Below are 25346 nucleotides of genomic sequence, written 5' to 3'. Positions count from 1 at the left end.
TTTTTTCATAATTTTGTTTTCCTTTAAAATAAATAGTTTTTTTGTTTTTGTTTTCTTTATGATTAAACTATACAATAAGATGTAACTTATGTCAACACATTTTACAAAAAAAATAATAAAAAGTTATATAATGTAATAAATGCTTATAATGCAAGTATTTATACTTATACAACTTACTACAGTGTTAGCTAAATTATCTATAAACGACCTGTTTGTGATATAAAAACTATTAATATTATATAAAATGCTAGAAATCTACTATAAAGAATTATGATTAATAAATAAAAATACAGTCAATAAGTTTGAGAAAACGCCTTAATCAAAATGTAAAAAAAAGACTTAGCATAAAGCTAAGTCTTTATAGCGGCAAAGGGACTTGAACCCCTGACAAAACGGATATGAGCCGTTTGCTCTACCATCTGAGCTATGCCGCCAAATCTGATGTGTTGAACACGTTCGATACATTATATTTTATTAGAGTTTTCGTCAATACTTTTTTAAAAAAAATATAAAAAAGTTTATTTTTAGTATCTTACTATATAATTTAATGTTATTATTTATATTAATACTAGTAAGAGGAGTAACCAATGAATAGGAAATTTTATTCATTACCGTTTGAAATATTTCTAACAATTATTTCAGCTTTTATTTATGCTTTAGCCTTTCCATCTTTCTTAGACAATAATGGTTTTGCACCATTTGCTTTCTTTGCTTTAATACCGATGATATATGCTGTAAATAAAACAAAATGGAAATACACTCCTCTATTAGGTTTTATATTTGGCGTAACATTTTTAGGAATTTTTAATTATTGGTTAAGCACCTTTCACCCTCTAGCAATTTTTATTGGACCTATTGCAAAAGGCATTCAATTAATGATATTTTTTCCTTTATTAAAAGTTTTTTATAAATTTCCTAGAAAATATAAAGCAATTTCACAAGCTATGGCTTATGTTATATATTCTTATATAGTCCAAAAAGGCTTCTTAGCTTATTCATATGGATCTTTAGCCTCTAGTACAATTAATCTTCCAATTATAGCTCAATTATCAAGCTTAACAGGAATGTGGGGAATATCATTTTTACTTTTTCTTCCTCAATCTTATATTGCTATATATCTATTAGACTCATCAAAAGGGATTAGATTCTCTACTTATTTATATAAAAATAAATATTCTGTAAGTCTATATGCTTTTATAATGTTTTGTGTTTGCCTTTATGGTGTTTATACTATTAATTACTGGAGATATAAAAAACCAGATGATTATGTTAAAATCGCTACAGTACAACATAATGCAGATACATGGGAAGGTGGTTATTCAAGATATAAAAGTAATTTTGATACCCTATCACAACTTACATTAGATGCTATGAAATTAGATCCTGACTTAGTTATGTGGAGTGAAACAGCTTTTGTACCAAGTGTAGCTTGGCATACACAATATCCAAGTAGTCAAAGAACATCAAAACTTGTTGATGAATTTGTTGAATTTGGAAAAGAGTTAAATGTTCCATTAATTACAGGTAATGTAGAAGGTGTTCTAAAAGAAAATGGAGAAGAACCTTTCTTAGAAGATGGTTCATGGAATAGAGACGATTATAATACAATAATTTTATTTTCTGATGGTGAATTAAAAGATACTTATAGAAAGCAACATCTTGTCCCTTTTACAGAGTATTTTCCTTATGGTGATATATTCCCTAGATTTTATAACTTCTTAAAATCCAATGATTATAAATGGTGGTTACCATCAGATATTTCAAAAACCTTTAGTTATAATAATATAAATTTTTCAACTTCCATTTGCTTTGAAGATATTTTTTCAGATATAAGTAGAAATTTTGTAAATAATGGATCTAATTTATTACTCAATTTATCTAACGACAGTTGGTCAAAATCAATTGCTGCAGAGCAACAACATATGTACTTAGGAGCATTTAGGGCAATTGAAAACAGAAAAAGTGTAGTAAGATCAACAAATAGTGGTATAACCTGCTTAATTACGGCTTGGGGTGAAATTATCGAACCAATTGAACCTTTTACAACTAATTATCGAGTTTATAATGTCCCAATTTATTACAATACTGATCAAAACTTAAGTGTATATACAAAATATGGTGATTATTTTGTATATACGATATTTATTATAATAGTTCAAACTGTATTATTTAGAATAATTTATTCAATATTTAATAAAAAAAAGAAAACAACACCTTCCAACGCCATAAAAAAAAGAATAAATTATACAAAACGAAACTATACTAAAGATAAAGGCTTAAAAAAAATACCTAAAAATAAATAATTAATGTTATTCTTATTTTACATAATAACTGTTAAAATGAATATTGATTGAATAATATATTTGGGAGTATTAATGAAAAACTTACATATACAAGGATATACACAAAATAGAGAACTTTCATGGCTAAAATTCAATGAAAGAGTACTAGAAGAAGGCATGGATGAAACTGTACCTCTATTAGAAAGAATTAAATTTATTTCAATTTTTTCAAGTAATCTTGATGAATTTTTTATGATAAGAGTTGGTTCTTTATTTGATATGCTTGAATGTAATGATGCTGTAATTGATAATAGGTCTGGTCTATCACCTTCCGAACAGCTAGATGCAATATATAAAGAAGTAAAAAGATTATATAAGATAAGAGAAAATGCTTATTTTCAAATTGAATCACAGCTTAGAGTTCATAATATTTCTAATTTAAGTTTTGATGAATTAATTCCTAACGAACAAAAATATATTAAGAAATACTTTGATAATAATATTTTACCTATATTATCTCCTCAAATAGTAGACTCAAGACACCCCTTCCCTCACTTAAGCAATGCTACGTTACATATTGGAGCAATGATTGAATTAAATAATAAAGAATTATTCTCAGTTATTCCTGTACCAAGAGCCTTACCTTCTCATATTTTTTTGCCAGGCTCAAAAGTCAGATATATAAGTATAGCAAAAATAATACTTCAATTTTATGAAGAAGTTTTTTCAATGTACAAAGTACAAGATAAAACAATTTTTAGAGTAACTAGAAATGGAGATATAAATGCAGATGATGAAGCATTTGAAATAGAAAATGACTTTAGAAAAAAAATGAAGAAACTTCTTCAAAAAAGAAAAAAACTAGCTGCAGTTAGACTAGAAATGTCATCAGAAGTTGATGGATCTTTTATTAAATTTTTAACATCAAAATTAAATTTAACAAAGAAACATGTTTTATATACTTCAGCTCCATTAGATTTATCGTATACTTTCTCTTTAGAAGATCATATCGAACTCCCATCTCTTAGAATATTAACTTATAAAAAATTCTCACCCCAAATAACACCTGAAATTAATCTAAATTCTAGCTTAATTAAGCAAATACAAAAAAGAGATCTTTTGCTTTCTTTTCCTTTTCAAAGCATGGACCCTTACTTAAAATTAATCAAAGAAGCATCAAGTCATAAGTATGTTATTAGTATAAAAATAACAATATATCGTTTAGCTACTCAAGCTAAGCTTGTAGAATATTTATGTATTGCAGCTGAAAATGGTATTGATGTTACAGTCTTAATAGAATTAAGAGCACGATTTGATGAGCAAAATAACATTGACTGGTCACAAAGATTAGAAGAAGCTGGTTGTAAAGTTTATTATGGTTTTGAAGGGTTCAAAGTACATTCTAAAATAACCTTAATTACTTTAAGAGAAAAAGGGAACTTAAGTTATATTACTCAAATTGGAACAGGTAACTATAATGAAAATACAGCAAAATTATATACAGACTTAAGTTATTTTACAAGTGATACAACACTTGGGAATGATGCAACTCAATTCTTTAAAAATATGTCAATTTCTAACCTTATTGGGTCATACAAGCAATTATTAGTATCACCTGTAAGTTTTAAACCTTCTATTTTAAATTTAATTGATAGAGAAATCGAAAAAGGAGTCGAAGGTTTAATAAAAATCAAAATAAATTCCATGACTGATGTAGATGTTATTGAAAGATTAAAACTTGCCTCTTGTTCAGGTGTTAAAATAAAAATGATTGTTAGAGGTATTTGTTGCTTAGTCCCAAACGTTAAAGATAAAACAGAAAATATAGAAATAATTAGTATTGTTGGAAGATATCTAGAACATTCAAGAATTTTTATTTTCGGAAGAGATGAAGATGAAAAAGTTTATATAGGATCAGCAGACTTTATGACAAGAAATACTGAAAGAAGAGTTGAAATAGTTACTCCGATTACTAATGTGAAAGTAAAAAATCAAATAAAACATATAATGGATTTAAGTTTTTCTGATAATATAAAAGCTAGAAAATTAAATGATGAAGGAAATTATTATAAAATAGAAAAATCAGGAAAAGATATAGATTCTCAAGCACAACTAATGAAAGAAGCTATCGAGGAAAGTAAAAAACCAGTAGTAAATGATGATAGATACTTTCAAAGATTATTCAAAAAATTTAGAAAAAAATTTAATCAAAATTAACATTAATTATTTCATCTTCATTTTTATCAAAAATAAAATTGATAATCATATTATCGCTTATATAAACAGAAACGCTACGATTATTTTCATAATTTTTAACTTTAGAACAATAAAAGTTTTTAGTTATTGGTAATAAATCTACAAAAGTTTTACTATATTTTTTGCTAAACATATATTTGTATTCTTCTTTTATGTAATTATCAATCCATATATTAGAATATTCATCACTTAAAATATTTTTTATCAAGTTAGAAATTGATTCTTGTCTCCCAAAATCAATTTCCCCTATTTTAGTATTAGTTGGATTAATATAATTATCATAACTAATATAAGTTGTATCAGTTGAAAAAATAGGATATAAAGAAAAAATAAATATTAATGTAAAACTATATATTTTTTTATTCATATAAGTACAATAAAATAAAATCATTAACTTCTCAACAATAATATATATAAATATATATTTTTATTGTTTTTATAAAAAAGAGGCAATTTATGAAAAAAAACGAATTATTAGAATATTTAGAAACAGAATTTTCTATTGTAGTTAGAGATCCCCTTTGGAAAGATATAAAATTAAGTGAATCAATATATAAAGTTTATATGAGTAAAGAAGTGCAAAAATTATCTCGTATAAAACAATTAGGTCCTACAAACTTAGTTTATCCTGGAGCAATGCATACTAGATTGTGCCATAGCTTAGGTGTTTATCACTTGTCAAAAGAAATACTAATTACTTTAATTACAAAAACTGATAATATGTTCTTTACTCTTGATGGCGTAAATTCTTTTTTACTAGCTGCGTTATTACATGATATTGGACATTTTCCTTATACACATTCTTTAAAAGAATTACCATTAATTGATCATGAAGTTTTAGCAACTAATATAATTAGTGATAAAGATACTGAATTAAATAAAATATTAATTAACAAGAACTTTGATATTTTAAAAATTTGCAATATATTAAACTTTAATGAAAAGCCAATAAATAATGAAATAAAACTTTATAAATCATTATTATCTGGTGCATTAGACCCTGATAAATTAGATTATTTAAATAGAGATGCTTTTTTTGCAGGAGTAACATATGGGATACAAGATAGTTCATATATTATATCGCATTTAACAATCCATGATGGTTACAATACTATTTTAGAAAGCGCAAAATTATCATTAGAAAATTTAATTTTTTCGAAATATCAAATGTATAAAACTGTTTATTGGCATAAAAGAGTTAGATGCGCAACAGCTATGATAAAAAAATGTTTAATATATAATCTTAATAATAATATTATTAAAGATAATCAATTATATAATTTAGATGATTATAGTTTTAATTCATTAGCTATAGAAAATAAAAATAGTTTCCAAAATGTATTAGATGTTAGAGATAATAAATTATTAAATACTATATTAGAAGAAAATTTTGATTCTTCTACTACTTTTCATAAAAATTGCCTAGATTTAGGACTTAGAAATAAATATGAAAATATAATATATAATGAACTTAAAAAAAATCATCCAACTTTAAGACATGATCAAGTAATTATAGATATTCCAGAACCTATTTCTTTTGAAATAGACATACCAATTCTTTTTAAAACAGGTAAAATAGAATCTTTTAAACAAATTGATGATATTTTTAATCAAAATGTAATAAAAGGGTTTGAAAGATCTTTAAGAAAAATGCGAATATTCACCATAAATGAAATTACAATAGAGGAAGTTAATAAGGCAATAAAAATATGTGTGAAAAAATAAGTTATAAAAAACTAATTAAAGGAGATATTCCACCTTGGATTAGAAGATATATAAAACAAACAGGAAGAACAATAAATAAGTTTGATATGATAAAAGATAAAGAAACTATTTTACTTTCTGTTTCGGGAGGCAAAGACTCATTAGCTCTAGCTTTAGCACTCTCTTTGAGAAAAAAATGGTTACCCATTAACTATAATTTAAAGGCAATAATGATAAATTGGATTGAACACCCAATAAGTGATGATGCAAAAGAAAGATTAATTCAGTTTTTTAAAGATTTAGAAATAGACTTTGAAATATTTGATGAACCTCAGTATCCCGTCTCTTTTAAAGGTGAATTTAATTGCTATCTTTGTTCTAGAAATAGAAGGAGAATATTATTCAATTACGCAAAAGATAATAATATGAAAATAATTGCATTAGGACATCACTTAGATGATTTGGTTGAAACAACATTAATAAACACTTGTTTTCGAGGTAATTTTTCAACAATGTTACCAGTACAAGAATTTTTTAGCTCAACTTTGTTTATAATTAGGCCTATGATTGAAGTTCATGAAAATGTATTAATACGATTAGTTAATAATTATGATTTACCTGTAGTTAAACCAGTTTGTCCATATGATAAAACAAATATTAGATCAAAATTAAAACCAATAATTTCATCTTTATGCCATATTGATAAATTAACAAGAGAACATATTTTTAAAGCTCACAATTTTTCAGATAAAATCTCTAGGGATTAGTTACTTAATTTATGTAATATATCTTCATTTTCACAAGTTTTTGTTATTAGTTAAAATAAAGTACTTTTAACATGACCATTTATAATGTATAATTTAGTTGTTATTCATGAATTAAAGGAGCTTATTGTGAAGAATAAACGAATATTTCTATCATTATTAATTTTATTTGCATTTAACTTATCCACTTTTGCCGGTATTGGTTTTGATTTTGGGCTGAATTATAGTTCGACAGAAATAGATGAGAGTGGAGCAGAAGTAGATAGAGAATATCCTTTAAGTTTCGTTGCTCTTCCTTCCTATACAAGCGAAAATTTTTCAATAGAATTAAATGTTCCTTTGTACTTTAAAATTGATACATCTTCTATTATTACTTTTGATTATTCTACTTATGAATTGCCAGAAAGTGAAAATGATATCGTAGCAGATTCTATTTCATATACTAAGTTCTTTTTAAGTTTTTTAAATTATATTCAACTAGGTAATTTTAATAATGAACTTGCCCTTCGAATTGGAAAAATTACAAATAGTACAATTGGAGATGGTGCATTACTATATCACTATGAAGATGAAAATGTTTTAACATTTGAAACAAGAGCTGGGGCACAAATTAAAATTGATGCTAATAAATTTAATATACCTATTTCATTAGAATTAATTACAACTGATATGTTTAATCCAGATCTATTAGGTGGTAGAGTTGGCGTTAATCCTTTATTCTTTATAAATAACAACTTTGTAAATAATATATCATTAGGTTATACAGTATTATATAGAACTGAATATAATAATTCAGATACAAATTGGTTTGATTTAGCCTATGATATTCAGTTACCAGTCTTTAAATCAACTTCTTCAAGCTTAATTCCTTATTATGACTTAATTAGTGAAGTTATTTATGATGAAGATGACGATTCATATAGTAGACAGTTGTCACAAAGAGCTGGACTATATGGTTGGTATTTTACAACTTATACTTATGATATTCATGTTAAAAATATTGTAGAATCAGATGCTTCATTTGATGATTTTGGAAGTGGTAACCTTGATTTATTAGCTAAAACTATTATTCCACAATTTAAGCCTGATTTTATTATTTCTGGTAATACTGGATATTATTCTAATAATGGTTTATCTGATATTATTTTATCTTCTGAATTAGAATTTGAAGATGTTAGTTTAGAGTCTTATAATTTTGGCTTAACTTTAAGTAGTGAAAAAGCAATCGGGCCAATTTCAAACTTAGCTGTTTATGCTGAAAAGAATTTTATAAAAGATACTACAACTAATCAATTTAGTGAATCGTTCTTTGATGGATTTACTACTTTGAAAAATATTGAAGCTACTCTTTCAGCAAACATTGTTTTCTATCAAGTCAATGAAATAATTGTTAATGTTTCTATTATTGGTGATGAAGATGGAAACATAGAGCCTACCTACTCCTTAGGTTATATGTTTTCTATTTTATAGATAAAGGATTGGATTATGAATAAATTTAGAAAAAAAATTATACTAATATTGATGACATTACTTATAAGTTTATCTAGTTTACTAGCACAAACGGTATCATTTAATATTTCTAAAGGTGACATAAATTCATTATCTATATATAATGAATTTGGTAAAAAAATGCTTATTACTTCTAATAGCAACATTCCTTTGAATGGAAAAACTATTTTTAGAACTAAAGATAAGAACGTAACTATTGATTATGAATATGGCACTTTAGAAATTTTTGATAATAGTATTGTCGTAATTAACCCATTTGAATCTGAACCAATCATTTATTTAATTGATGGCCAAATTACTTTAGAAACCGACTCGTTATTTGTAGAAAAATATCAAATATTATCTCCAGTTAGTAAATATGAATTTAATTCTCCTGCAAAAATTAATGTAATAAGTAATGAGGATTTAGAATATGGTGTTTTTTATCAAGGTTATGGTACCTCATATAATGCATTAACAAATCAAACAACAAATATGGAAAGTGCACAATTTATTGATATGAAGAATAAAAATAATATCAAAATTGACATTCCAAGTGATTATCTAAATGCTAGTATAAATTTAGAATCAAATGATGATCTTGTAAATTTAATTAGAGCAGAATATGCCTATAAAGAACAAAATCTGTTAAAAGAATATAAAACATTAAGCGAACAACTAAGGACAGATTTCTTAAATGCAAATTATTTATTAGGAATAAAACCTATTCAAAAAAGTAATAATTTTGATGATATTACAACTATTAACTTTATCGTTACTGGAAATGGACAAGGAAATGTTTCTAATTTAGATTTACCAAGTTTATCTGGAATTATTAATTCAGCAAAAAAGAATAATGAAAATATCTTATTAATTGATGCTGGTAATACTTTAAGAGGATCTACATTTGTTAATTTTGATAATGGTAAAACTGCATCACAAATTTTAGATATGATTGGTTATGATATTTTTGTACCTGGTGCAGTAGATTTTAGTAATGGAATTAATAATCTTCAACAATATGATATGAAATCAAACATCAACTTTATTAGTAGTAATGCTATGAATGAAGAAGATCTTTTCTATTTCAATCCTTTTGGCCTCTATTTATATGACAATTTTAAAATTGCTGTTTTAGGCCTTTCTTCTCCTTCAGATTTAACTAGTATTAATGGTGTAAAACTAACTGATGAAATAGTTATTAATAATGCACAAAAAGCAATAAATGAAGCTAATGAAGTAGCTGATTATGTTATTCTAGTTTCTAATTTACGTTGTTATGAATATAATTCTGAATATATTTTAAATAATTTAACTGGAATAAATTTGTTTATTGATGGAAATAATAATGATGCACATTTAGTTAAAATAAACGGTGTTCCAACTTTAACAACGGGTGTTGGATATTCTGAAATACAAAATTATAAATTAAATGTTAGAGATACTGAAATTATTTCAACTCATTATGCTAAAACATATTCTTCTAATTTAAATGAAATAGACAATGGTCTATTAACTTCATTAAATTTAGAAACTTTTGAAAGAGATGTTAATTTACAAAATTACTTAAGCTTAATTAAAATACCTGATAATTTATCAGAATTCTTAATATCTCCATTATTCACAAGTGCATCAACAACACTTAACAATGTACAAATAACAAATAAAATATCACTTGAGTATCCAACAGTTCCTGAAATACCTAGTTTTATTGAAACTTCTATAAATGATAAAACAAATATATCGGAAGTTCCAAATCAGCCACAATTTAAAGCTGAAGTAAAAGTTGAAGAAATCAATAATATTGCAAAACCTAAATTCAAACCAATTTCTTATAAAGTTAAAAAACAAGAAATGTTGATTGTAGATGAAGAAGCAGTTACACAAGAAGAAGAATCTACTTTAGAAAAAGAAGATGAAACTGAACAAGATGAAAGTACAGTAGTTGTAAAAAAAGCTAATATTTATACAGGTGAAGATTTAAAAATTAAAACACATGTAGGTCTTGATACTTCTCTAAATATTAATGCTGATGTAAAAGATTCTACTTTTGTTAATAATGATTACTATGGTAATTTAACAATATATCCATATATATCTCATGGGGGATTCTCTTTTGCTCTACAATTAAGTGCTGATATGGATGATTCATTTGCGATTTCAACTGATTTATATCCTTTCCCATCAACTACTGAAGAAATAACTGAATATGTAATTGATATTGTTGATCATTTCAAATGGTATACTGATAGTGATAAATTAAATTTAGATTTAAATAGAGATGAATTTAATAACACTTATGATTCAGCAATTTCATATAATGAACTAGGTGGGGACACTTTACATTTCAACTTAAAGTTTGCATTTGATACTACATCAATTTACACTTCTTTATCAAATGTAAATATTTATGATCCTTTAAATGACACTACTGAAGAAAATGTTTCAATAAATGTGGACTTTAATCCAGTTGACATATTTAAAATAAAACTAGGTGCAATTGGTATTGGCAACTCATCTAGTATTAATGTTTATCCTTCATTAAATTTTGATTTTATACCTGTAAATAATAAAGATATTCAATTAAAATTAAATTTAGGTGCAACTACATACTTTAGCGCATCCCCTACTGTTAATTTTCAAACCATCTTAAATCCATCAAGTACTAATTTAATTCCTAATTATTTAGCTAATACTTCAATAGCTGTTAGTTCTGAAACCTTAAGTTTATCTTTAGGTGCAAACTATTTAGTTACCGAAGACTCAGATGAGTTTACAACTAATATGATACATAAAGCTACTACAAGGACAATATTCTACGCAGTGGATACAAATACACTTTCATTTTTAGCTAACTTAGGATATGAAAATGATAAAATAGATTTATCATTATATTATACAATACCTTTTGATGCTTCTGATTTTAGTTATGATAATGATTTATTAGATTTAGATTTATCATTTATAATAGATAATTTCACTCTTGGTGGATATTTATTGTACAATGATTTTATTGAACATGTTAAAAGCATTTCTGATATAAGTTCATTTATTTATAATGCAGATGCAGAATATGGTGGATATATTACTTATGATTTAAATAATTTATCCTTAACCACATCAGTAACAGTTCCAGAATCTACTACTACACCATTAAAACTTAGTTTTTACTTGAATTACAAATTAGATTTTGAATTTTAAAAATTATTTTAATTTAATAATATATCTCCTAGTGAATTAAATTTCATTAGGAGATTTTTACTTAAAATGATGTATTAAAAATAGCTAGTATAACATTAATCCTTTACAATATTGTAACAAGTCTAATATTACTCTATAGTCATAATATTTTTTTATAACTAATTTAATTAATTATGCTATAATTATGAATATTATGAGAATACATGAATTAAATAAATTAGTTGCTCAAAGAATAGCAGCAGGAGAAGTTATTGAAAGACCTGCATCAGTTGTCAGAGAGTTAATAGATAATTCAATTGATGCTAAAGCACAAAATATAACATTAAAATTAAAAAATGGTGGTTTAGATGAAATTGTATTAATTGATGATGGCATAGGTATAAATAAAGAAGATTTATTAATATGTACAGATAGTCATACTACAAGCAAAGTAAATAGCTTAGAAGACTTATACCATCTAAATAGTATGGGTTTTAGAGGTGAAGCTTTATATTCCATTTCAGCTGTAAGCAAATTAACTATTGCTAGTAGTTACCAAGGTGAACAAGCTTATTCGATTATTGTAGATAATGGGAAGAAAAGTAAGATAATTTCTAGTGAAATAAATAAAGGTTCAAGAATTATTGTAGAAGATTTATTTGCTGAAATACCAGCTAGAAGACAATTCTTAAAAAGACCTTCAACTGAAGCAACTATGTGCAAAAATGTTTTAATTGAAAAAGCACTAGCATTTAATGAAATTGAATTTAGATATTATGTTGATGATAAATTAGTATTACATTTTCCTAAAACTACTAAACAAGAAAGAATCGTTAATTCAATGACTTCTAAAAATAAAATACTATTAAAAGATACTCTTGAGTTAGCATCAAAATATGAAAGATATTCACTTTATGCAGTTGCTGCTCTACCTTATATAAAAAGAAGTGATAGATCAAATATAAAAATATATATAAACAATAGACCTATTCAAAATTATGCACTTGTTCAAGCTGTTACATATGGTTATGGAGAATTACTTCCAGGTGGAAGTTTCCCCTATTGTTATCTATTTATTAATATTGATCCAACCTTAGTTGATTTTAATATTCATCCATCAAAAAGGGAAGCTAAAATAAGAATACAATCTGAAATACATCATAGTATTGTTACAATGATTCAAAAACAAATGGATAGACCAATTCCTTCATTAGAAAATACATACTTTCAATCAGATTTACCAATAGCAAATGACAAAGAATCTTCAAATATACCACTGAAATTTAATAATTATAGTAAACCAAATTCATTTTTTATAAACAAAACACCAACAAAAGTTAGTGAAACTTCAATAGGAGAAAATGCTAAGCCCAAAAACCCAGATTGGTTTTCTAAAGCTAAAGAAATATTATCAAATGAAACGACAAGTATAATAAATGAAGAGGAAATAGTAGAAACATCAATATGGAGAGAAACAAAAGAAAACGATTTTAAGTATATTGGACAAGCCTTTAATTTATTTCTTATTGTAGAAAAGGACAATCAGCTATATTTGATTGATCAACACGCTGCTCATGAAAGAATACTTTTTGATCAGATTAAAGAGAGACAAAGTGTCCAAAAACTATTAATACCGTTGGAATTTGAAGTAGATAGAGATGTTGACAATTATTTAGATTCAAATATAGATATATATATGAATTTAGGTATAAAAATAAAAAAAATAGAACCAATGTTATGGCAACTATGTTCAATACCTACTGTATATAAACCAATTGAAGATAAAATAGTAAATTATATAAAAAATAACACAGGAGATTCTATGGCTATTGAAGCTGGAATATTTGCAGTTTTAGCATGTCATAGTGCAATAAGACAAGGAGATATTGTTGATGAAAGCACAGCTATTAATATAATAAAAAAGGTTTTTGAATTAGAGGAGCCAGTTTGTCCTCATGGTCGAACTTTTTTAATTAGATTTGATTCAGAAGAATTAAAAAAAGCTGTTGGAAGAACTTAAATTAATAGAAATTAAATTTTTAACACTATTATTATCAATAAATTCTAATGTTATATATTTTAAATTATTTATATCCATATCTAATTCTATCATAAATGGAAAACTATCATTTATAATATAATTATCAATAAAACTAGTTTTAATTAAATTATCAGAAGTATCATAAAAAGATACTTCTATTTTTTTATCTTCGGATATAATTTGATTAAATTTAAATCTAGAATAATCATTTATTTGATTTGAAATTATTATTTTATTATCATAATAAAAACAATAAAAATTATATAAATCATTAATATTATTGCTAATAAAAAACTTTGAATTAACAGTTTTTCCTTTATCATTTAATATTTTTATATTATATTCACCATCATCAAAATTATATGAAGACAAATTTATATTATTAGATCCCCAATAAGTAAATTCATCAATTATAAGTTTTTTAGGTTCAAAATCCCATAATAAAGTCTTAGTTTTATTTTCTATCACAATATTTGTTATAGTAACTTCATCTTCAACAGTTTGAACACCTATTGCTAAGCTTGGATAGTTTAGAACTAATTTAAGTTGATTATTTTCTAGATTTGAATCTTTTGAAAAGACATATATATTTTGAATTTCTGTATTAATATCAGAAATACTAAAGTCTTTAGATTCACAAGAAACTAGAAACAATAATAGCCCTAATAATAGGGCCATATATGATTTTTTATTTCTCAATTTCTTGTAAATATGATCTAACAGGATTAGCATAAGCATTTAAAGCATATAATTTAACATCATCTTTTAAATGTGAATATCTTGATAAAAATTTCTCTGTGTCAAAATCTTTATATTCATCTTTAAATCTAGATGAGTTTTCTAAATAATCATAAGCAAAAAAATTAGTAGGCCATAATTTATAATTTAAATGTATTTGTCTATCTATTTCTTTTGCAACTTCATTGTGATCTAAATAATCTTTTTCAGTTAATGGCTTTCCAACATGTACATGTATTCTACCTTTAAATTGTCTCAACCCTTTTACTAATGAAATAATATCTTCATATTTCTTTTTGTTATAATTACCTTCATTAATTAATTTAGAAATCTCCTCCCTACTCTTATTTATATCACAAGGGTCATATTCATAAGAAACTGCAACAGGTGTAATTCTACATTTATTTACTAATTCAGGAAAAGTTAGTTTACTTTTTCTCATAGAAAGATATAACATTTTAATTATTGCAGGACTTGTAACATCTATCCCATCTTTAGATCTACCACTTTTTTGAGCAACCCAAATACTTTTATCTCTATCTAATATTGTTTCACAAAAATATTTACTTAATCTAATAGATTCTTTATATTTTTCACGCAATGGTAATGAACGCTTTACAACAATACCACCATTTAATCTAAATAAAGTTTCAGCAACCTGGCTACTCATTAAGTTATCACCAAATGCCATTTCACACATTTGTTTATTATTTTCTAATAAAACATAATCTAGTAATGCACAATCTAAAACAATATCTCTATGGTTTGAAAAAAATAAATATGAACCATTATCAGCTAAATTATCCATACCTGAAAAAGTCAGTTCAGTAACAGATCTATCTAGTAATGTTGGAATTAAATATCCTGATGTAATATATCGTTGAAAATCATCATAATTATATACTTTATCAAGTTCTTTAATTATTTCTTCTGTTTGAATAGCTATTTGTTGATAATAATCAGGGCTTCTATTGTCTAATAAGATAGCTAATAATTTTTTTATATAATCAGAATTATTTTGAAGTAATTTAACCCCTTTTCTTGCGGGTTCTCCTGACAATGGAGAAATATCACTATATGATTCTAAATCCATTTATTTCCCCTAACCGTGTAATGATTTAATATATTGAGTTCTTTCCCAAAGTGTTGGATCACTCATTCTTTCTTGTGCTAAAATTCCTTTAAAGTCATTAATAGAAGAATATTTCTTCATTTCCATCCAATTATTTAATTGCTCAAGCATTAGATTTATTGAATCAAAATCGTTTAGCATTAAGACAGAACAAATTTCAACAGCAGAAGCACCAGCTAAAATCATTTTAATTAATGTCTCACCATTATGAATACCTGTATTTGCACAAATATCTGCATTAATTTCTTCGCTCATCAAGCCTACCCATCTTAAGCTTCTATAAAACTCATTATTTGTTGATGTAACTTCACCTCTTTTTATAGAAATTGTATTAATATCGATATCAGGATTATAGAAACGATTGAATAAAACCATACCATCATATTTTAAAAAATCTAATTCTCGAATAATATTTGCTGGAGAAGAAAAATTAGAACCAAGTTTAATTGATAAAGGTAATTTAATTTCATTTCTTGCTATCTTAGCAAATTTTATAAAATCTTTTTCCATTTTTTTCCCATCTAAATTAGCGTTTGATCCAATTTCATAATGATTAATTTCAATTGCATCAGCTCCACAATAAGCAAATCTAGGTGCATATTCTTTAATCCATGATCCACTTCCTACTCCATTTAAAGAAGCAATTATAGGAACACTACATGCTTTTTTTGCATCTTCAACTAAAGTCAAATACATATCAATAAAGTGATCTTCACTTGCACCTCTTAAAAAACCATACGCATCTGCATGATTTAGAAAAGATTGCTCTATATCAACATTTGAATCTGCGTCTTTATCTATTTGCTCTTGAAATATAGATTTTAATACTATTGCACCTACCCCAGAATCTTCTAACTTTTTAATTGAATCTAAATTAGATGTTAGAGGACTACTTGCAGCAATAATTGGGTTCTTTAACTTTAAGCCCATAAAACTAGTTTCTAAATTTGCCATTATAAAACTCCAAAATTTATATAAATACATTTTTATTGTAAAAATTTTACTTATTAATATTACAACTTTTATTATAATAATCTATTTTAGAAAATAATTAAAGGAATTTTGTAAATATTATAATATATAGCTAAATTAATAGTATGAGTTTTTTTCTTATTAACATTTTTTTATGTTAAATGGTCATTGATTAATATAATTATGAAAAAAAAGAATGAAACATACATAAACATTCATACTTTATATTTGTCTCTTTTAAACATTTTTCTGTTTTCATAATAAGAATCTATAATAATTTTTTTAGCTTCACTTGCTTGAGTAGCTGTAGCATTTTCAATATTTAATAATGGATAACTAATATTTAATTCTTCATATTTTTTAATTCCCATCTTATGATAAGGTAATACATCAATTCCATAAATATTAGAAAAAGGTGATAATATTTTACCAAGCATAATTAAGTGATCTTCAGAATCACTTATTGTTGGAACTAAAACATGTCGTATTATAACTTTTATTCTATTCTTATCCAATTCTTTTAGAAATTGTAGGGGTCGATCCATATTAATACCAACTAAATCTTTATGAGCTTTTTCATTGCTGTGTTTAATATCTAAAAGAACTAAATCTGTATTAAGTAGTAAATCGTTATATTTTTCTTTGTTTTTATAGTCAAAACAGCCAGCTGAGGTGTCTAAGCAAGTATGAATATTACGTTTTTTAGCTTCAGTAAATAATTTAGTTAAAAATTCTAACTGATATAAAGGCTCACCGCCAGTTGCTGTTATACCACCATTTTTATAAAATTCTTTGTTTCTTTCATATTCATCCAATAAAGTTTTGACACTCATTTCTTTGCCTGCATTAGTTTTCCACGAATCAGGATTATGACAATATTTACATCTAAGTGGACACCCTTGAAAAAATATTACAAATCTAATACCAGGACCATCTACGGTACCAAAACTTTCTATTGAATGAATTTTACCCAATTTTATATTTCCTCATGAAAAGTTCTAGAAATAACTTCATCTTGTTGTTCTTTTGTTAATTTATTAAAGTTTACAGCATATCCAGATACTCTAACTGTTAATTGAGGATATAATTCTGGATGTTTTTGTGCATTTAATAATGTGTCTTTACTAAAAACATTAACATTTAGATGATGCCCACCTTTTTTAACATAAGCATCTAACATTGTAACCAAATTATCTATTTTTGCATTATTTACTTTCATACTATTTCCTCCAATTATAATTCAATATTAGGTATTTCACATGCGCAAAGCGGTTTATTTGCAAAAGATATATCATCATCTTTTCCTAAAGCTTCTGGAATTATAGAAAAAGTATTAGATATTCCATCTTGAGCATCACCAAATGGTAGTTTTGCAACTGAGCTTAATGATGCTATCGCACCTTTTTTATCTCTATGATGCATTGGATTAGCTCCAGGGGCAAAAGGTACACCTTCTTTTCTTCCATCAGGTGTTGAACCAGTTGCTTTACCATAAACGACATTACTTGTTATTGTTAATAATGACGTTGTAGCAACACTATTTCTATAAGTATCATTCTGCCTTACATATTTCATAAAAGTTTTAACTATTTGATTTGCGATACTATCAACTCTATCATCATCATTACCAAATTTTGGGAATTCACCATCTATTTCATAATCAATTGCTAAACCATCATTATCTCTAATTACTTTAACTTTTGCATACTTAATAGCAGAAAGAGAATCAGCTACAACTGATAAACCAGCAATACCAGTTGCGAAATATCTTTTTACTTCTTTATCGTGTAATGCCATTTGGATTCTTTCATAGGAGTATTTATCATGCATATAATGTATTATATTCAATGTATTAACATAAACACTTGCTAACCATTTTAACATATCATTATATTTATTTATTACTTCATCATAATCCAAATAGATAGAATCTATTGGCTTATAACTTGGACCAACTTGAATTTTACTTTTTTCATCAATTCCACCATTTATAGCATATAGTAAACACTTAGCTAAATTAGCTCTAGCACCAAAAAATTGCATTTCTTTACCAACTTTCATTGAAGAGACACAACAAGCAATTGCATAATCATCACCATTATTAACTCTCATTAAATCATCATTCTCATATTGTATAGAAGAAGAATTAATTGATGTTTTAGCACAAAATCTTTTAAATCCAATTGGTAAGTTTATACTCCAAAGTACAGTTAAATTAGGTTCTGGTGCAGCTCCAAGGTTTTCTAATGTATGTAAATATCTAAAACTTGTTTTAGTAACTAGAGTTCTTCCATCTACTCCCATTCCACCAATTGCTTCAGTAACCCAAGTTGGATCACCAGAAAATAATTCATTATATTCAGGAGTTCTAGCAAATTTAACTAACCTTAATTTCATTACGAAATGATCAATTAATTCTTGAACTTCTTTTTCACTGAAAGTTTTTTCTTCTAAATCTCGTGTAACATAAATATCAATAAAAGTTGAAGTTCTACCTAAACTCATTGCTGCACCATTTTGTTCTTTTACAGCAGCTAAATAACCAAAATATAACCATTGTAAAGCTTCTTGAGTATTTTTAGCAGGTTTACTAATGTCAAAACCATAAAGTATTCCTAACTCTTTAAGCTCCTTTAGTGCTCTAATTTGTTCACTTAATTCTTCTCTATCTCTAATATTATCACTATTCATGATAGTAGATGTTGAATCTTTTTGAGCAATCTTATCATTAATTAAATAATCTAAACCATATAGAGCTACTCGACGATAATCTCCTATGATTCTACCTCTACCATATGCATCAGGTAAACCAGTGATAATATGAGATCTTCTACAATCTCTCATTTCTTGTGTATAAACATCAAAAACTCCAGCATTATGTGTTTTTCTATGATTAGTATAAAAATCTTTGATAAAGGGATTTATTTTATAGTCATTATCAGATAATGCTTTTTCAGCCATTCTTATACCACCATTAGGTTGTAGTGATCTTTTAAATGGTTTATCAGTTTGAAAACCAACTATTTTTTCTTTTTCCTTGTCTATATATGATGGGCCATGGCTGACTATTGTAGATATGATATCTGTATCCATATCTAAAACGCCACCTTTTTCTTTTTCCTTTTTCTCTAAATCTAAAATATTAGACCATAATTCTTTTGTATCAAGGGTAGCACTTTCTAAAAAACTATCATCACCTAAATATGGTGTATAGTTATTTTGAATAAAATCTCTAACATCTACTTCATTTTTCCAATTATAACCAGAAAAATTTCTCCAAGGATTTATTTCTTTCATCAATAACCCCTATAAATTAAGATAAGTTAAAAACATCTAACTTTCATTAGTAACAATATTAAAAGAAACACAAAAAATCAACCTTAATAAAAATACTTATACACTACTTAATTAAACACTTAGTATTTTATTTTAGGATTTTATAATAAAATAGTAGATTATTCTAATAATCAAGAATATTAAAATAAATATTATTAGATTTATTAGAAATTTAGATTATTAACCTATTATTCATTATATCATTATCCCTCAATTAAACCACAAAAAAATAATAAAAAAAATCTACTATACCAATTAAGATACAGTAGATTTATTCAAATATTTTATAAAACTTTATAAAACGTATGGTACTTTTAAATTATGAGATTGATAGACAATAAAAGTTTCAACATCAGCAACTTCTTCAATTTTTCCAATTTCATTTTTAAAGAAGTCTAATAATGTCATATCATCATCTTCGTTTAAAATTAATTGAACCATTAAATCATAACGACCGGTAACTACAGCTACAGAGACAACGCCTCTGAGTTCAGCAAATTCTATTGCTTTTTTATCTAAGTCAAGAGTATTTAATTTAACACCCATCATTACAACTTGTAATCCAGGAATTAATTCAGGATCAACTAAACCAGTTACTGAAAGGATACCTTCTTCAATAAGCTTATTAACTCTAGAGCGTACAGTATTTTCTGTTATCCCTTGATTATCAGCAATAGCACTAAAAGGTTTTCTGCCATCAATTAAATCACGAATTATTTGCTTATTGGTATCATCTACTTTTTTAATCATTTTTATTAACCATTTTTCCTTTCAAATTCTTTCATAAATTGAGCTAATACATTAACATCTTCAATTGGACATGCATTATATAAGCTTGCTCTTAAGCCACCAACACTTCTATGTCCTTTTAATCCTAACATATCTTCTTTAGCAGCTTCTTCTAAGAATTTCTTTTCTAATTCTTCATTAGGAGCTCTAAATACAATATTCATTCTTGATCTATAATTTGGGTCAACTGGAGATCTATAGAAATCAGAAGAATCAAGTACATCGTAAATTATACCACTCTTTTTATTAGCTCTGTCAAGCATTCCTTGAGCACCACCGTTATTTTTTACCCATTCGAGTACTAATTTTACACCCCAAATTGAGAATACTGGAGGAGTATTTAATAAACCATTAGCACCTGCATGTTTTGAGTAATCAAAATATTTTGCTAAGTTAGAATTTCTTCTATCAAGCATATCTTTTTTCATGATAATAAAAGTTGCACCAGCTGGTCCAAGATTTTTTTGAACACCACCATAAATCATTGAGAACTTATTAACATCTACAGGACGAGATAAAATATCAGAAGACATATCAGCAATTAAAGGAACATCACCTGTTTCAGGGAAATCTTGCCATTCTATACCACCAATTGTTTCATTAGAACAAAGATATAGGTATGAAGAATTTTCTGAAGGTTTTACTGTCTTTGGATCAGGAAGAGTTGTGAATTTTGAATCTGTACCATCAAAGTAATAATTAACTTTACCGTATTTTTCAGCATCAGCACATGCACCATTTGCCCAAGTACCACTCTTGATATAATCAGCAACAGTGTTAGGACGTAAGAAGTTCATTGGAATCATTGAAAATTGTAAAGTTGCTCCACCACCTAAGAAATATACATCATAATCATCACCAATACCTAATAATTCTCTAAATAAGTTTTGACAATCAGCATACATGTTAGCAAACATTGCTCCACGGTGTGAAGTTTCAATCATTGATTGACCATTACCTTGGTAATCTTTTATTTCTTTTTCTAAAGTATTTAAAACATCCATAGGTAATACTGATGGACCTGCAAAATAATTATGTTTACGTGACATTAAAGCTTTCCTCCCTTAGAAAGTTCATCGATAATTGCATAAGCTTCTTCACCAATACGCAATAAATTTTCTTTAGTATTAGCACCTGCATGAGGTGTTAAAATAACTTTTTCTTGTTTTAAGATTGGGTAATCTTCACTTGGTGGATCACTTGGGTATACATCAGTACAATATAATGCTACTTTACCGTTTTCTAAAGCTGCACACATATCATCTGCATCAACTACAGGACCACGACATGTATTAATAACAACAGGTACTTTTGAACAATTAGATAACATTTTTTCACAAATCATACCACGTGTTTCATCTGTTAAAGGCATGTGTAGAGATACATAATCAGCATCTTTAATTGCTTCTTCAGGAGTTGCTTTCATTTCAGCTTTATCGCTTTGTGAAACATATTTATCATATGCAACAACTTTCATACCAAATGCAGCAGCTCTTTCAGCAACTTTTTGAGCAATATTACCGATACCAAACAAACATAAAGTTTTTCCATAAAGTTCAGTTCTCTTTATTTGTTTCTTTAACCATTTGCCTTCTTTCATACCATTATTGTATTCAATTAAATGAGAAGGAGCAGCGATTAAATGAGCCATAACTAATTCAGCTACAGCAACAGAAGATGCTTTAGGTGTATTACGAACTGTAATACCTTTTGATTCAGCATATTCTTTATCGATATTATCGATACCAACACCACCTCTAATAATAAGTTTCAAATTTGGTGCTTGGTCGATATACTCTTTTGTACATGTAGTCTTAGATCTTACAAGAACTACATTAGCTTCACTGAGTCTAGCTTTATCATCAGTTACTTCGCCAAATACTGATAATTTGTCAGCTAATGAATCATCAAAAGCATCAGAAATTAGAATTAACATAATTAACCTCTTTAATTAGATATTTTAAACATCTTATTTTTTGACTTTAGAATAAAATATATTGGTGAATTTGTCAATTTTTTTTTGATTTTTTTTGCTATTACTAAAAAAAAATATGATTTTTTTATTATTTACTTTCTTTAATATAAGAATTTTTATTTTTTTGAATTAGATTTATTTCATAAAAAAACCGCCTAGTTGTTTACTAAGCGGGAAGTTATCTTAATATGATTTTGAAGCGTGTAATTTTCTAGCTTTTTTTAATTGCTTACGAGCATTAGCTTTTTTCTTTCTATTAAGAATGGTTGATGGTTTTTCGAAGTATTCTCTTTTTTTGTACTCACGAATAATGCCTTCTTTTTCTACTAAACGTTTAAAACGTTTAATTGATTTTTCTAAAGGTTCGTTATCATCTACTTTAATATATGCCATTCAAAATCACCTCCTTCCCTCTTTATATGCATTGGGACGTATTTAACTGATTAAATTTAATTAATCACAAAGATGAATATATAGAATATTATAAGTTTATTCAACACCTTTATTTATATTATTTAACTTTATTTCAATTTATTTTGTATTTACATTTAAAGTATTTTCACTTTGCTTAATATCAATTATAGATAGTTGAATCATTTCGTTATTTTTATAATTATTTAAGCTCATTTTAAATACAACATCAACAAAATCTCCAATTTCAAAACCTTCATCTATTTGTTTTCCACCATTCCAGAAAATACATGGCCATTTATAATTATTAAATGATAATTCTAACTTAATATTTCGACTTCCATTTGAACCACCATTAATAAAAAAATAATTACTTAATTGTGCTTTTTCTATATGAAAAACAAGAGGATTATTTAATTGCCCATAAGGCTCGAATAATTCTACAATTTTCATTAATTTTGGTGAAAAATCTTTCTCATTTATCGTACAATCAATTTCAACATCATTTTGATCTTCAACTTCAACATCATCCATACTATATAATTTTTCTTCAATACTAATTATAAATTCATCAAGATTTTCTTCTTTAAGTGAAAACCCACCTGCATTTGCATGACCACCAAAATTCAATAATAAAGAATCAAAAGATTTTAAGAATTTAGTAATATGAAATCCCTTAGGAGATCTCATACTTCCTGTATAAGTTGAATCATCATTTTTTGATAAAACCATACTAGGACTTTTATAATTATTCATTAATCTTGAAGCCATTAAACCTGTTATACCTCTTGGGACTTTAGTATTTTTAACTAAAACAAGCTTTGAACCAAATTTTTCAAAATTATCTTTAGCTTCCTTTTGTAGTTTATCCCAAGAATCATCACCTAATTTTTGACGTTCCTTATTTAATTCTAAGAGAGCTAAGGCATGTTCTTCTATTTTAGAATCCTCTTGTGCTAATAACATATCAATAGCTACTTGCGGCTTCCCTAATCGTCCTGAAGAATTAATTATTGGTGATATATTCCAACCAATATTTGTTGTAGTAATACTTTTATTTATCAGTTTAGCATTTGCTAATAATGGCAATAAAGATCTTCTAGGATTTTGAGTTAGTTGTTTCAAGCCTCTTCTAACAATGATTCTATTTTCATCAACCATAGGCATCATATCAGCAACAGTACCAATGGCAACCAAATCTAATACTTTATCAAATCCTGTAGATAACAATTTATTTGAAGAATAAATTATTGAGTTAAAAATACCCATTAAAACATCTAACTCATCTCTAACTATTTCACTGTATTTTCCACTTTTAGATATTTCAGATAATGAAAAGAGACTTTTGGTTTTTAATGATGGAAAAACTTCATTTAAGATAGGTCTCATATCTTGTAAATATATATCAATTTTAGAATTAAAAGCTTTACTTAATTGTTTCTTTTCAACATCTTCATCAAGAACAATTATAGGTACACCACAATTGATAAATTCTATTATTTTACTTTGTTCTATTTTTACTAAGCCTGGGTTAATTATCTCAATAACCCTATCAACAACTACAAGATTTCTCACTTTCATAGCTTGAATAATTACTGTATCATTGCCTGGTTGTGCATGTAATAATATATAATCTTCATTAAAATAATCAGTTTGAGAAAAACGTAGTGCCCATATAAATTTAGCTGTTACACCACATCCCGCTAAATGTTCAAAAGGATATGTTGAGCCCTTTTTCTTTGGATCAATAATAGAGTAAGCATTAGGTAAGACTTCACCGCTTAAATGATGATCTAAGACTATTGTGTCAATATATAAATCATTAGCATAATTGATTTCATCAATTTCACTAATTCCACAGTCTACTGTTATAAACAAACTAACTCCATCTTCTTTAGCTTTTTTTACTTTTTCTTTCGTCATTCCATATGGATCATCTCCATCTGGTACCGTATAACTTACATTAGCTCCTAATCTATTTAGTTCATTTACTATTAAAACAGTACTAGTAATTCCATCTACATCTTTATCACCAAAAACCCTGATCTTTTCTTCAGATTCAATAGCATCTAGTACTCTTTCAATTGCATTTGACATATCTTTAAATTCAAAGGGACTATGCAAAAATAATAAATCATTTTCTAAATAAAACTTAACTTTTTCTCTTTCAACTATTCTTCTTCTAGCAAGAATTGAGCATGTTAATAAATCAACTTTATATCTATTAGAAAGTTGTTTTACTTCTTCAATATCAATACTTTTTCTTATCCAATTCATA

At 26.3% G+C, this 25346-nt stretch carries 19 protein-coding genes and 1 tRNA gene; 7 read left to right on the top strand and 13 right to left on the bottom strand.

The genetic code is table 11. From position 1 onward, the window contains the following. Window positions 1-361: 361 nt before the first annotated feature. Window positions 362-434, bottom strand: a tRNA-Met gene (locus ACPKM0_RS06080). A gap of 153 nt (window positions 435-587) precedes the next feature. Here ACPKM0_RS06080 and lnt point away from each other — a divergent pair. Further along, entirely contained in the window at window positions 588-2303 is a 1716-nt protein-coding gene (gene lnt / locus ACPKM0_RS06075) for an apolipoprotein N-acyltransferase (RefSeq protein WP_472474288.1), read from the top strand. A 72-nt stretch (window positions 2304-2375) separates the two neighbouring features. Then, window positions 2376-4499 (top strand): polyphosphate kinase 1, encoded by a 2124-nt coding sequence (gene ppk1, locus ACPKM0_RS06070; protein ID WP_472474286.1) that lies wholly within the window; start codon window positions 2376-2378, stop codon window positions 4497-4499. On the opposite strand, the gene ACPKM0_RS06065 is transcribed toward ppk1, so the two are convergent. Continuing rightward, complete coding sequence (locus ACPKM0_RS06065) at window positions 4486-4905, bottom strand: hypothetical protein (RefSeq protein ID WP_472474284.1); 420 nt, start codon at window positions 4903-4905, stop codon at window positions 4486-4488. The genes ppk1 and ACPKM0_RS06065 overlap by 14 nt on opposite strands. Before the next feature lie 89 nt (window positions 4906-4994). Here ACPKM0_RS06065 and ACPKM0_RS06060 point away from each other — a divergent pair, with 89 nt between their 5' ends. The 5 genes from ACPKM0_RS06060 (at window position 4995) to mutL (ending at window position 13694) form a co-directional block, all read left to right on the top strand. After that, window positions 4995-6263, top strand: coding sequence for an HD domain-containing protein (locus ACPKM0_RS06060; protein ID WP_472474282.1), 1269 nt, complete (start codon window positions 4995-4997; stop codon window positions 6261-6263). After that, on the top strand, window positions 6248-7009 hold the full coding sequence (locus ACPKM0_RS06055) for a PP-loop family protein (protein WP_472474280.1): 762 nt from the start codon (window positions 6248-6250) through the stop codon (window positions 7007-7009). Before ACPKM0_RS06060 ends, ACPKM0_RS06055 begins: the two co-directional genes overlap by 16 nt. A gap of 126 nt (window positions 7010-7135) precedes the next feature. After that, entirely contained in the window at window positions 7136-8476 is a 1341-nt protein-coding gene (locus tag ACPKM0_RS06050) for a hypothetical protein (RefSeq protein WP_472474278.1), read from the top strand. Window positions 8477-8491: 15 nt separating this feature from the next. Then, the gene (locus tag ACPKM0_RS06045; RefSeq protein WP_472474276.1) at window positions 8492-11695 is read left to right on the top strand and encodes a bifunctional UDP-sugar hydrolase/5'-nucleotidase; all 3204 of its coding nucleotides are present in this window, start codon (window positions 8492-8494) and stop codon (window positions 11693-11695) included. Window positions 11696-11879: 184 nt separating this feature from the next. After that, window positions 11880-13694, top strand: a complete 1815-nt coding sequence (gene mutL / locus ACPKM0_RS06040; RefSeq protein ID WP_472474274.1) for a DNA mismatch repair endonuclease MutL — start codon at window positions 11880-11882, stop codon at window positions 13692-13694. Here the strand turns inward: mutL and ACPKM0_RS06035 are convergent. The 11 genes from ACPKM0_RS06035 to recJ form a co-directional block, all read right to left on the bottom strand. Next, a complete protein-coding gene (locus ACPKM0_RS06035; RefSeq protein WP_472474272.1) occupies window positions 13668-14393 on the bottom strand; it encodes a hypothetical protein in 726 nt (241 codons plus the stop codon). The genes mutL and ACPKM0_RS06035 overlap by 27 nt on opposite strands. A gap of 10 nt (window positions 14394-14403) precedes the next feature. Then, window positions 14404-15546, bottom strand: coding sequence for a 1-acyl-sn-glycerol-3-phosphate acyltransferase (locus tag ACPKM0_RS06030; protein WP_472474270.1), 1143 nt, complete (start codon window positions 15544-15546; stop codon window positions 14404-14406). A gap of 9 nt (window positions 15547-15555) precedes the next feature. Continuing rightward, window positions 15556-16539 (bottom strand): dihydroorotate dehydrogenase-like protein, encoded by a 984-nt coding sequence (locus ACPKM0_RS06025; protein WP_472474269.1) that lies wholly within the window; start codon window positions 16537-16539, stop codon window positions 15556-15558. Window positions 16540-16772: 233 nt separating this feature from the next. Then, the gene (pflA, locus tag ACPKM0_RS06020) at window positions 16773-17531 is read right to left on the bottom strand and encodes a pyruvate formate-lyase-activating protein (RefSeq protein WP_472474267.1); all 759 of its coding nucleotides are present in this window, start codon (window positions 17529-17531) and stop codon (window positions 16773-16775) included. A 2-nt stretch (window positions 17532-17533) separates the two neighbouring features. Then, the gene (grcA3, locus tag ACPKM0_RS06015) at window positions 17534-17776 is read right to left on the bottom strand and encodes an autonomous glycyl radical cofactor GrcA3 (protein ID WP_472474265.1); all 243 of its coding nucleotides are present in this window, start codon (window positions 17774-17776) and stop codon (window positions 17534-17536) included. A 14-nt stretch (window positions 17777-17790) separates the two neighbouring features. Next, complete coding sequence (gene pflB / locus ACPKM0_RS06010) at window positions 17791-19854, bottom strand: formate C-acetyltransferase (RefSeq protein ID WP_472474263.1); 2064 nt, start codon at window positions 19852-19854, stop codon at window positions 17791-17793. A 333-nt stretch (window positions 19855-20187) separates the two neighbouring features. Beyond that, a complete protein-coding gene (locus ACPKM0_RS06005) occupies window positions 20188-20643 on the bottom strand; it encodes an Lrp/AsnC family transcriptional regulator (protein WP_472474261.1) in 456 nt (151 codons plus the stop codon). A gap of 5 nt (window positions 20644-20648) precedes the next feature. Next, complete coding sequence (gene serC, locus ACPKM0_RS06000; RefSeq protein ID WP_472474260.1) at window positions 20649-21731, bottom strand: 3-phosphoserine/phosphohydroxythreonine transaminase; 1083 nt, start codon at window positions 21729-21731, stop codon at window positions 20649-20651. Further along, the gene (locus ACPKM0_RS05995) at window positions 21731-22618 is read right to left on the bottom strand and encodes an NAD(P)-dependent oxidoreductase (protein ID WP_472474259.1); all 888 of its coding nucleotides are present in this window, start codon (window positions 22616-22618) and stop codon (window positions 21731-21733) included. Before ACPKM0_RS05995 ends, serC begins: the two co-directional genes overlap by 1 nt. Window positions 22619-22840: 222 nt before the next feature. Then, window positions 22841-23050, bottom strand: a complete 210-nt coding sequence (rpsU, locus tag ACPKM0_RS05990) for a 30S ribosomal protein S21 (RefSeq protein ID WP_464635255.1) — start codon at window positions 23048-23050, stop codon at window positions 22841-22843. Between the two features lie 138 nt (window positions 23051-23188). Further along, complete coding sequence (gene recJ / locus ACPKM0_RS05985; protein WP_472474256.1) at window positions 23189-25345, bottom strand: single-stranded-DNA-specific exonuclease RecJ; 2157 nt, start codon at window positions 25343-25345, stop codon at window positions 23189-23191. Window position 25346 lies beyond the last annotated feature (1 nt).

The sequence above is a fragment of the Pleomorphochaeta sp. genome, assembly GCF_050031695.1.
In the GTDB taxonomy this organism is placed as follows: Bacteria; Spirochaetota; Spirochaetia; order Sphaerochaetales; family Sphaerochaetaceae; genus Pleomorphochaeta.
This window is presented reverse-complemented; position numbering and strand designations above follow the sequence as displayed.